This is a genomic window from Acinetobacter sp. CIP 64.7 (assembly GCF_000369745.1).
GTDB classification, from domain to species: Bacteria; Pseudomonadota; Gammaproteobacteria; order Pseudomonadales; family Moraxellaceae; genus Acinetobacter; species Acinetobacter fasciculus.
The window spans coordinates 134911-145783 of sequence record NZ_KB850177.1 but is presented as its reverse complement, the minus strand read 5'-3'; the positions used below and the strand labels follow the sequence as shown (position 1 = coordinate 145783).

The 10873-nt window shown below is 44.6% G+C and carries 8 protein-coding genes, 1 tRNA gene and 1 rRNA gene; 4 read left to right on the top strand and 6 right to left on the bottom strand.

What is annotated here, in order from left to right:
• From F890_RS00710 to def, 5 genes are all read right to left on the bottom strand, one after another.
• Positions 1-77 (bottom strand) — tRNA-Ile (locus tag F890_RS00710).
• A 60-nt stretch (positions 78-137) separates the two neighbouring features.
• A 16S ribosomal RNA gene (locus F890_RS00705) occupies positions 138-1675 on the bottom strand.
• Positions 1676-2430: 755 nt separating this feature from the next.
• Positions 2431-4518 (bottom strand): TonB-dependent copper receptor, encoded by a 2088-nt coding sequence (locus F890_RS00700; RefSeq protein WP_005249632.1) that lies wholly within the window; start codon positions 4516-4518, stop codon positions 2431-2433.
• Between the two features lie 72 nt (positions 4519-4590).
• Entirely contained in the window at positions 4591-5001 is a 411-nt protein-coding gene (locus tag F890_RS00695) for a DUF2946 family protein (RefSeq protein ID WP_004644876.1), read from the bottom strand.
• Positions 5002-5093: 92 nt separating this feature from the next.
• Positions 5094-5624 (bottom strand): peptide deformylase, encoded by a 531-nt coding sequence (gene def / locus F890_RS00690; protein WP_004644875.1) that lies wholly within the window; start codon positions 5622-5624, stop codon positions 5094-5096.
• A gap of 120 nt (positions 5625-5744) precedes the next feature.
• On the opposite strand from def, the gene F890_RS00685 reads away from it, so the two are divergent.
• The 3 genes from F890_RS00685 to F890_RS00675 are packed head-to-tail and all read left to right on the top strand — an operon-like array spanning position 5745 to position 8706.
• On the top strand, positions 5745-6899 hold the full coding sequence (locus F890_RS00685) for a LysM peptidoglycan-binding domain-containing protein (RefSeq protein WP_004732589.1): 1155 nt from the start codon (positions 5745-5747) through the stop codon (positions 6897-6899).
• Positions 6900-6955: 56 nt separating this feature from the next.
• Positions 6956-8095 carry a DNA-processing protein DprA gene (gene dprA, locus F890_RS00680; RefSeq protein WP_005249630.1) on the top strand — a complete coding sequence of 380 codons (1140 nt, stop codon included), beginning with the start codon at positions 6956-6958 and terminating at the stop codon, positions 8093-8095.
• 41 nt (positions 8096-8136) lie between these two features.
• Complete coding sequence (locus tag F890_RS00675; RefSeq protein WP_005249628.1) at positions 8137-8706, top strand: L-threonylcarbamoyladenylate synthase type 1 TsaC; 570 nt, start codon at positions 8137-8139, stop codon at positions 8704-8706.
• Positions 8707-9139: 433 nt separating this feature from the next.
• Here F890_RS00675 and F890_RS00670 read toward each other — a convergent pair whose 3' ends face one another.
• Positions 9140-10036: a DMT family transporter gene (locus F890_RS00670; RefSeq protein ID WP_005265470.1), complete on the bottom strand. Its 897-nt coding sequence runs from the start codon at positions 10034-10036 to the stop codon at positions 9140-9142.
• A 190-nt stretch (positions 10037-10226) separates the two neighbouring features.
• Between F890_RS00670 and F890_RS00665 the strand changes: the two genes are divergently transcribed.
• Positions 10227-10772, top strand: a complete 546-nt coding sequence (locus F890_RS00665; RefSeq protein ID WP_005249624.1) for a glutathione peroxidase — start codon at positions 10227-10229, stop codon at positions 10770-10772.
• The last annotated feature ends 101 nt before the right edge of the window (positions 10773-10873 follow it).

Genomic DNA, 10873 nt, shown 5'->3' with positions numbered 1-10873 from the left:
TGGTGGGTCTGACAAGACTTGAACTTGTGACCCCACGCTTATCAAGCGTGTGCTCTAACCAACTGAGCTACAGACCCTCAGATACATCGTATGAAGAACAACTTGTTGTGGATTCTTACCAATCGTCAATCTTTCGTTAAGGAGGTGATCCAGCCGCAGGTTCCCCTACGGCTACCTTGTTACGACTTCACCCCAGTCATCTGCCACACCGTGGTAAGCGTCCCCCCTAAGGTTAGACTACCTACTTCTGGTGCAACAAACTCCCATGGTGTGACGGGCGGTGTGTACAAGGCCCGGGAACGTATTCACCGCGGCATTCTGATCCGCGATTACTAGCGATTCCGACTTCATGGAGTCGAGTTGCAGACTCCAATCCGGACTACGATCGGCTTTTTGAGATTAGCATCCACTCGCGTGGTAGCAACCCTTTGTACCGACCATTGTAGCACGTGTGTAGCCCTGGTCGTAAGGGCCATGATGACTTGACGTCGTCCCCGCCTTCCTCCAGTTTGTCACTGGCAGTATCCTTAAAGTTCCCGGCTTAACCCGCTGGCAAATAAGGAAAAGGGTTGCGCTCGTTGCGGGACTTAACCCAACATCTCACGACACGAGCTGACGACAGCCATGCAGCACCTGTATGTAAGTTCCCGAAGGCACCAATCCATCTCTGGAAAGTTCTTACTATGTCAAGACCAGGTAAGGTTCTTCGCGTTGCATCGAATTAAACCACATGCTCCACCGCTTGTGCGGGCCCCCGTCAATTCATTTGAGTTTTAGTCTTGCGACCGTACTCCCCAGGCGGTCTACTTATCGCGTTAGCTGCGCCACTAAAGCCTCAAAGGCCCCAACGGCTAGTAGACATCGTTTACGGCATGGACTACCAGGGTATCTAATCCTGTTTGCTCCCCATGCTTTCGCACCTCAGTGTCAGTATTAGGCCAGATGGCTGCCTTCGCCATCGGTATTCCTCCAGATCTCTACGCATTTCACCGCTACACCTGGAATTCTACCATCCTCTCCCATACTCTAGCCAACCAGTATCGAATGCAATTCCCAAGTTAAGCTCGGGGATTTCACATTTGACTTAATTGGCCACCTACGCGCGCTTTACGCCCAGTAAATCCGATTAACGCTTGCACCCTCTGTATTACCGCGGCTGCTGGCACAGAGTTAGCCGGTGCTTATTCTGCGAGTAACGTCCACTATCCAAGAGTATTAATCTCGGTAGCCTCCTCCTCGCTTAAAGTGCTTTACAACCAAAAGGCCTTCTTCACACACGCGGCATGGCTGGATCAGGGTTCCCCCCATTGTCCAATATTCCCCACTGCTGCCTCCCGTAGGAGTCTGGGCCGTGTCTCAGTCCCAGTGTGGCGGATCATCCTCTCAGACCCGCTACAGATCGTCGCCTTGGTAGGCCTTTACCCCACCAACTAGCTAATCCGACTTAGGCTCATCTATTAGCGCAAGGCCCGAAGGTCCCCTGCTTTCTCCCGTAGGACGTATGCGGTATTAGCATCCCTTTCGAGATGTTGTCCCCCACTAATAGGCAGATTCCTAAGCATTACTCACCCGTCCGCCGCTAGGTAAAGTAGCAAGCTACCTTTCCCCGCTCGACTTGCATGTGTTAAGCCTGCCGCCAGCGTTCAATCTGAGCCATGATCAAACTCTTCAGTTTAATACTATGTAGCACCTTAAAGGGTGCCAATCTTGGCTCATCAATTTTCTGACAAATATTTCTCAAATAAACTTCGAGTAATTTCTACCATCAATCAATGAAAATAATTTCGATCAATCAACCAGTAAAAATCCACACAAGTTGTTCTTCATAATCTCTTAATGATCTTCTTGCTAATTCGTCACCAGCAAGCTAGGTCGGCTATATTACTCTCTATCTCTAGAAAGTCAACCAGTAATGAAAACTATTTTTCAAACTTATCAAATAAAACCCAACTCAATTAAACTTAACTAAGTCACTGTTTTATCAGAAGTTTTAATCTTCATCACCGCCGATGGATGTGCATTCTACAGTATTTCAGAACGCTTGCAACACTTCTTGCAAAGATTTTTTATCGTGTGTTTATTTTTCAAACCAATAAAAACATAAGATAATGTTATATATAGTTAATTTATTTTTATTATTTTTGAATTTTATTGAGCACATCCAACAAAATCCATCCATAAACACAATAAGATATTGTTTTATTTTAATTTAAATTATAAAAATCTTTATTACATGACTTATATCGTTCAATTCACATCCCATTCTTGTTTGATTCTTCATCAATCTGGCGTTTATATATACAAAAATTATTTTATCCGGTCTTCTTCCAAGATACATAGGCCCAATTTAAATATGGAAAATTTATTGCAACGCTAAAAATTAAAAAGCCATCGCTATTGAGCAATGGCTTTTGGAGTACTGAGCAACAATTAGAATTTCATACTGACACGTGCCCAATAATTTCGGCCAATATTATTGAATTGCTCCTCTGCGGCAAAACCAAAGCCAGCACTACCAGCTTTATTTAGATGCTCGGTATAGGTTTTATCAAGCACGTTATCAATACCGACTGATACATCCACGCCATCCATGATATGGTAGCTACCGTTTAAAGACAAAGTACCAAAGCCTGCGCTCTGCTTATTGTCATAACCAACGATATTACCTTCTCGTTCACTAATACGACTTTGGCCATCTACTACACGCCACAATAATCCAAAATTATATTTGTCTTGAACATAGCGCAAGTTAACACGGGCTTCTAAAGGTGAAATTTGTGGCAACGGCGTATTGTCTGTGGTGTTTTCGCCCCAAGCATACATGGCACTAATATCTGCCTGAATTGCATCAGTAAACTGATAACCAATTCCAACTTCTGCACCGGCAATGGTTACATCGATATTTCTTGAATCCGCACTATTCATTTTTGCTGGCTGCATTTCTCCCATATCATTACCCATAGGATGACCATGCCCAGAGTTTGCAGACTTAGGATAAGTCATCAGAATAAAATCCTGAATCACACCGGCATAAGCTGATACCCAAGAATTAAACGCGCCATGATGATGTTGATAACCCAGATCGAGTTGTAAGGTCTTTTCTGTTTCCAGTTGCTTAAATGTATTTGCAGTTATTCCATGATAATCGGTCTTAAATAATTCCCAATAATCAGGCACACGCTCCACATACCCCAGTCCGATATAGGTTTTACCTTCATCATGTTCTGGATGGGTATTTTCAAAACGAATGAAGCCGCTTGGCAAGGTTTCCTGACGGTTCTGTCCAGTTTTTAAGGCATCAATCTCCACTTGATCGACCCGCACACCAGCAACCAATTTGTTGTTATCACTTAGTTCATGACTTAGCTCAGCAAAAGCTCCATATGACTGGAATTTCATATCTGGAGTGAGCGGCATATTCATGCTTGTGGATGTCATTCCTCCAGCATGCGTATTGCGCTGAGAATCCATCCCGGCAATCAATTGGTTTTGATCCCATTCACTCGTTATCGCCATACGGGTATTTAAAGTACGGCGCGTAACCTGCATTTCAGAGGGTGCTGGCTGCATGTTATGAGTATGCTCATCATGCTTCATCGGCACTGGACGCAGGCTAAAATTATCCATGATGTGGTCGTTATAGTTATAGTTGATCTGTGCCTCAACTTTCTGAATTACATCAGTCAGATTTTTCTTTTCAACACGTAAACCCAGACTTTCACGGGCAAACTGTGATCCATCCATATCACGACCAGCATAAACAGCTTCACCATCTGCCTTACCACCTGTCAATTCTACCCAGGTATCTGCATCCGGAGTCCAGCCCAAGGCCAGATCCGCATTCCAGCGCTCCCAATCTGAAGGCACAGTGGTTCCATCACCATCTTGATAGCTGTTCGATACCGAACGATTGGTATTGAGTCGGACATATTTCTGTTCATCGCCTGCTGCGACTTCGACATTATGATCAAGGCGCCCGAAAGATCCCATCAAGACACTGGCCTGACCGCGATAGTTTTGATCTTGATCAAACTGTTCCGGTGTACGTTCGAAAATCACTGTGGCCGCAGAGCCAGTATTGGCATACTGAACCGTCTGTGGGCCTTTAATCACCGAAATACGGTCATAACTTTCCGGAGAAATATAAGAGGTCGGCGAATCCATACGACTTGGACAGGCACCCAGGTTTTCGGTGCCATCAGTCAGGATTTTAATTCGTGAACCAAACATGCCGCGGAACGTCACATCACCATTGGTACCGGCACCGCTATTGACCGAACTAAAACCGACAATACTTTGCAAATAATCCGCACCATCACTGGCAGGAATCGGTTGAATCGGCTGTTTTGGATCAGCGCGAACAATCAGCCCATTGGCATCATTACCTGCTGCTGACGTCACCACAATCGGGGCAAATGTCTGAACCGGCATGGCGTCATTGGCCGTCACCACCGAAGAATAACAAGCAACACAAATCGCAGCCGCAAGTGGCTGTAAAGAAAATTTAGGCTGAGCCATTTCTCTATCTCACTAAATACATAAATTAGGCACGGCTTGAGTCAATACCAACCCAAGCTGAAAAATGCAGATTTATGCAGGCAGTGGTGGCGCTCGCCCCTGAGGAATTAAGAAGAGTTGTTGAAGGACAAACCAGACATGCTTAAAGGTTTTTTGATAGGCAATTAAACGGACATGAATCCGGTCAAGTACCTGTTTGATGTCCAGATCCGGCGGTAAGACTAAATTGGCATGAACCTTACAGTACTGACACTGATGATTGGCATCATGATGATCATGTTGAAGATGATCAGATTGGATAAGGTGACTATGCTCGCCAGCGCTATGCTGCGCATGAGCATCTGTCGCGATAAAAAGCGCACGCGTGATGGTTTCACAGACAGGAGCAACCTGATATTGCTTCGGTAACAAAGGCTGTAAAAATACAGCAATCTGTAGAAACACAGCTGCAAATGCAAATAGCAGCCCCGCGCGTAAAAACACAGGCTATTCCTAAAACATGCTTATGTTGATTATAACAAAGCCCAATCAGAATTGGGCTTTGTTATACCATTTAAATAAACTTTAAAATGATCCTAGCGTTTCACTGCCACCTTGTCTTTATTACGCTGGCGAACCAGTTTTTCCACTTTTTCACGTGCACGTTGACGTTTTAATGGCGATAAATAATCGACAAATAATTTGCCATTTAAGTGATCCATTTCATGTTGGATACACACAGCGAGAAGTCCGTCAGCATCGAGCTCAAATGCTTGACCTTCCAGATTAATTGCCTCAATTTTTACGCGTGACGGACGATCAACTTTATCGTATATTTGAGGAACTGATAGACAGCCTTCTTCGTAAGGCTGCGTTTCTTCAGTCAATGGTGTGATTTTGGGGTTAATAAACACCATCGGTTGATCTTTATTTTCAGACAGATCCATAACAATCAGCTGAATATGACGATCCACCTGAGTCGCGGCAAGTCCGATACCTGGTGCTTCATACATGGTTTCAAACATATCCGCAGCGAGCTGACGAATTTCATCAGTCACTTCTTCGACAGGTTGTGCAATGGTACGAAGACGGGGATCCGGGAAACTTAAAATAGGTAATAAGGCCATACTGCGTCCTCAATTATGCCATTGATCAAAAAACCAAATGAAGGGAATGCTTCATCAAAAAAATGTGTGTAAGATCGTTATTATAACGCAACTACGCACATAATTTTAGGAATTATGATAATGAAAAAGGTTTTGAAGGGCATGCCATTTTTTAGTGCCTTGGGGTTTAAAAATCAGATGCTGGCACTTGCCGTTTGTGTAGGCGTCAGTATGGGGACCATTCATTCTGCCGAGGCAGCACCTGCACGCAACGTCAATCCACCGGCATTAAAAGCCAATGCACCGAACGTTTATGTGGTGAAAAAAGGCGATACGCTTTGGGACATCTCGAAACGTTTCCTGAAAAATCCGGTACGTTGGCCGGAAATCTGGGCCAGCAATAAGCACGTGAAAAATCCACACTGGATTTTCCCGGGTGACCGCCTGTTAATGTGCGATTACCAGGGCCGTCCGATTATTGGTAAAGACGAAGGTGATGGTTGTGAAGGTATTATCAGCCGCTATCTTGGCAGTACTTCTCTGCAACCCCAGATTCGGGTTGAATCTTTAAATAATACCATTCCAGTGATTCCGCTTGAGCATATCAAGCAGTGGCTGGAACGCTATACCCTTCTGGCACCTGATTCAGTTCAGGGCACACCCTACATTCTCGGAACTGCAGATCAGCGCGTACTGGCTGGCAAAGGCCAGAAAGTTTATGCACGTGGTCACGGTCTGGTAGTTGGCCAACGCTATGCGGTGTATCGTGAAGCGGAACCGTATGTATTTACGGATGCAAACGGCAAGAAATATACGGCTGCACTGGAGCTGCAACAGGTGGCATCTGGTATTGCAGTTCGTGGCGAAGGTGATGTGACCACACTTGAACTGACAGATAGTTACAATGCTGAAGTACGTCGCGGTGATCGTGTCTTACCTGAATACGATCCAATGTTACCGACTCTGTTCTATCCGACCAATGCAGAAAATATTGCTGCCGGTGGTCAGATTGTGCGTGTATTGGGGTCAATTGGTACAGCAGCACGTCATAGTGTCGTTACCATTGACCGTGGTACGGCACATGGGGTTCAGACTGGACATGTCTTTAGCGTGAATCAAAAAGGTGAAGTGGTGACTGATCCTAAAACTAAAGAACGTGTGCAATTGCCGGGCGAGCGTATTGGCCAGATCATGGTATTTAAAACCTTCGATCAATTAAGCTATGCTTATGTGCTGGAAAGTGAATTACCAATCAAGATGGGTGCAGGGATTCAAGCACCTCTTTTAGATGAATAAATATTTGTCTAAATAAAAAAACTTAATAATAAGAAGACAACCCTATAGGTCTCAATATGCTGAACCCGTTATCACGCGCGCAACTGGAAACAATTACGTTATGGTATCTGGTTCAGCATTCTCTTTCGAGTTTTTATAAAATCAGTCAACACTATGCCGAACTGGCCAATGCCATTCAGCAGGATCAGGTACCCGTCTGGCAGGCACTCGGTATTCATGTCAATCATGTGCAGCGCTTAAAAGAGTTACACCTCCCAGAAGCGCAACAGAAATTTCAGCGTTGTCTGCAACAGATCCAGCAGGATAGCGATTTTATTTTATTGCATAGCGATCCGCATTACCCGCAGCAGTTGCATCCTTATGTAGATAAACCACCGATCATTTTTGGTCAAGGTCGACCTGATACCCTGCTTCAGGCACAGATTGCAATTGTGGGCAGTCGCAAGCCGAGTCCGCATGGCCGGCAAGTGGCTTATGATTTTGCCTTTTATTTGAGTGAACAGGGTTTCTATATCAATAGCGGTCTGGCACACGGCATTGATGAAGCGGCACATCGGGCTGCCCTACAGCATCAAGGCACGATTGCGGTGATGGCCACCGGACTGGATCAAACCTATCCAGCACAGCATCAGTCACTGCGCCAGCAAATTATTGAACATGGCGGTGCCGTCATCAGCGAATTTCTGCCAGATACCCTTCCTCTGCAACACCATTTTCCACGGCGCAACCGAATGGTCAGTGGTTTAAGTCTGGGCGTGATTGTGGCAGAAGCGGCATTAAAAAGTGGTTCTCTCATTACGGCCAAGCTGGCAGCCGAACAAGGCAAAACCGTGTTTGCCATTCCGGGACATATTTACAGTGAGCATCATCAGGGCTGTCACCAACTGATTCGTGAGGGTGCGATTCTGATTGATCACCCACAGCAGGTCATCGAAGAACTGGCACTGGCGACGCAATGGCAAGCGATGGAAAACACCACCAAAATGGAAGTTACTGAAGCAGAACCTCAGCAGATTCCGCCACATCTGCTCAGTCTTTATAATCAACTGGACTGGGTGGGACAGAGTCTGGATCAGCTGGGGACACAGGTACAGCAAGAAGTGTCTGCGCTGACCAGTCAACTGATGGAGCTGGAGTTACTCGGTTTTTGTACCCAGCAAGCCGGCCTGTATCTACGTTGTCGGATTCTCAAATAAAGTTCACAATAGCGCTTTGTTGTTTAATATAAGGTATCCACATGATCACTACCTCTGTTGCCGAAGCAGCAGCATGGCTTAAAGACGGACAAGTCTTGGCATATCCCACAGAGGCTGTTTGGGGCTTGGGTTGCGACCCCTATAATGAACAGGCATTTCATCAGATTCTAGAATTGAAGCAACGCCCGATTGAGAAAGGTGTGATTCTGCTGGCAGCTCATCTTTCACAGGTAGAACATCTGCTGCAGGATTTAAGCGAAGAAATGCGTGAAAAAGTGATTGAATCCTGGAACCATGACAGACCTGCTGATCGCGCGACCACCTGGCTACTTCCTGCAAATAAAGATATTCCTGACTGGATTAAAGGTCATCATCCTAAAGTAGCCGTACGTGTAACCACTCACCCACTCTGTGTGGCACTGTGTCAGGCCTTTGGCGGTTTTATCGTTTCGACCAGTGCCAACCCTGCCGGCATGGAACCTGCCCGCTCACTGCAGGATGCGATCCGCTATTTTGACCAGAACCTGAATTATCTAAATGGTGACCTCGGTTTAAGTCAGCAACCAAGCCGGATCATTGATGCAGTGACTGGCGTAGTTATTCGTGTCTGATTTAGTCGGGACACTCAAGCCCGACTAAAGTTTTAAGACAAAAAAAAGCTCAGCCATATAGGGATGGCTGAGCATAAAAAAGGATGTGCATAAATCACATCCAGAGGGTTCAGAAAATCTCTGGGAGTCTGATAAAACAAGGATTTTCTTGCTTGATCATTCTCGATGGGCGCATTATGAAAGAAACTGAGTACAACGACAAGTACAATAAAACAATCAAATAATACATATTATCTATTAATAGAAAACATTTTTTGACCAATATTCAAAATATCTTGCTCTTTCTATTCTCTTTTTAAAATAAAACGATATTTTTCTATTTGTTTTAACATTTGAAAATTAGCATTTAAAAGGGGATTTCAATTAAAAAAAATTGATTAAATGCTTAATATTTAATCAGACACAATTCTTAATCAGCTCTTTTAATTCCTGATTAAGCGGATCTTCCGGGATATTGTGCCCAGAGGATTCCGAGTAAAATGATGCCACCGCCGATACTGTGATACATGGTCCAGGCTTCGCCCAGCCACAAATATGCGACTACTGCGGTAAAGACAGGCATCAGATTCATAAAAATACTGCTGCGATTGGGACCAAGTTGTTGCACAGCCATCATCCAGAACAAGGGTGCGGCAATAGAAGGAAAAATTCCGGCATAGATAATGCTGGCTGCATTAGCATGATTGATGCTATCCAGACCTAAAATCAATACCAAAGGAATATGATAGAGAAAGGCCATAAAAATCTGGATATACAGGCTCACTAAGAGTGGAATCTGAATCTGCCATTTTTTCAGAAACACGCCATAACAGGCATAGAAAAATACTGCGATCAACATCAACAGATCGCCAATATAACTTTCACCGACAGTTAAAAACTGCAGGCCCTGCCCTTGTGCCATGACATACATCAAACCAATAAAGGACAAGAGACTTCCCAGCACTGCAGCCTGTGTCGGGCGAATCTTTAAAACAAAAATACCCACGATAATGGTAAAAATAGGAATAAAGGCATTGATCAGGCCCATGTTGGTGGCAGTAGTGTAGTGTGCCGAGCTATAAGCCAGCCCCTGATAAAGCACCATTCCCAGCGCACTCAAAACAGCAAAATGCCCGAGATATGGACGGATCTCCGGCCACGCTGCTTTGACTTTGGGCAACATGAATGGAGTTAAAATCAGTAAGGCCAAGGCCCAGCGGTAGAAACTGATACTGATGGGAGAAATATAATCTGCCACATAGCGGGTGACAGTCATATTCAGAGACCAAATCAAAACTGCGGCCAGTGGTAAGGCCATGGCCCACCAGACTGCCTTTTGTTGCTGTGTCATACTTTCATCCATGAGTCGCTGGTCTTGTTATTAAGCTATGCGTATTCGCGCATCCTAGCATAATAGATTTTTCACATAATATTGAGGCAATTTGCAGCTTTAAGTAACTGAGCTCACCTGTTTTTACTTGTACTGAAAGCGAATACCCGTTAAAACAAATACCGTTCAGTCGCAATAAACAGGAAATCTAATGACTCGCTCTGTATATGACATTCCAGTCAAAACCATTGAAGGAACAGAAACCACTTTAAACCAGTACCAAGGTAAGGTTTTGCTGGTGGTTAACGTCGCATCTAAATGTGGCCTGACGCCGCAATATGAAGGCTTACAAAAACTGTATCAGGACAAAAAAGCGGAAGGTCTGGAAATTCTGGGCTTCCCTGCCAATAACTTTTTGGAACAGGAACCGGGTAGCGAAGCCGAGATTCAGGAATTCTGCTCAGTGAATTATAAAGTTGACTTCCCGCTATTTGCTAAAATCTCTGTCGCGGGTGAAGACAAGCATCCTTTATATGCCAACCTTACGCAGGCTGTACCGGAACGTATCGGTGAAGGCCCTTGGTGGAAAGATCTGGTCGATTATGGTTTAACCCCAAATCAGCCACCAGAAGTGCTCTGGAACTTTGAAAAATTCCTGATCAATAAAAATGGTGAAGTAGTGGCACGTTTTGCTCCAGATATTACTGCAGATGATCAACGGATTGTCGATGCAGTGAATGCAGAACTTGCAAAATAATTCTCGATTATTCTCATAAGCATCAAGCTTGAAATAAGTATCTATTTTCTTGGTAGATACTTATTTTTTTTATTTAAAAACGATTATTTAATTGCATTAAA

What these genes read in the sequence shown, in the direction of transcription:
- F890_RS00700 (WP_005249632.1), bottom strand. Translation starts at nt 4,518, where the DNA reads ATGGCTCAGCCTAAATTTTCTTTACAGCCACTTGCGGCTGCGATTTGT.
- def (WP_004644875.1), bottom strand. Translation starts at nt 5,624, where the DNA reads ATGGCCTTATTACCTATTTTAAGTTTCCCGGATCCCCGTCTTCGTACC.
- F890_RS00685 (WP_004732589.1), top strand. Translation starts at nt 5,745, where the DNA reads ATGAAAAAGGTTTTGAAGGGCATGCCATTTTTTAGTGCCTTGGGGTTT.
- dprA (WP_005249630.1), top strand. Translation starts at nt 6,956, where the DNA reads ATGCTGAACCCGTTATCACGCGCGCAACTGGAAACAATTACGTTATGG.
- F890_RS00675 (WP_005249628.1), top strand. Translation starts at nt 8,137, where the DNA reads ATGATCACTACCTCTGTTGCCGAAGCAGCAGCATGGCTTAAAGACGGA.
- F890_RS00670 (WP_005265470.1), bottom strand. Translation starts at nt 10,036, where the DNA reads ATGACACAGCAACAAAAGGCAGTCTGGTGGGCCATGGCCTTACCACTG.
- F890_RS00665 (WP_005249624.1), top strand. Translation starts at nt 10,227, where the DNA reads ATGACTCGCTCTGTATATGACATTCCAGTCAAAACCATTGAAGGAACA.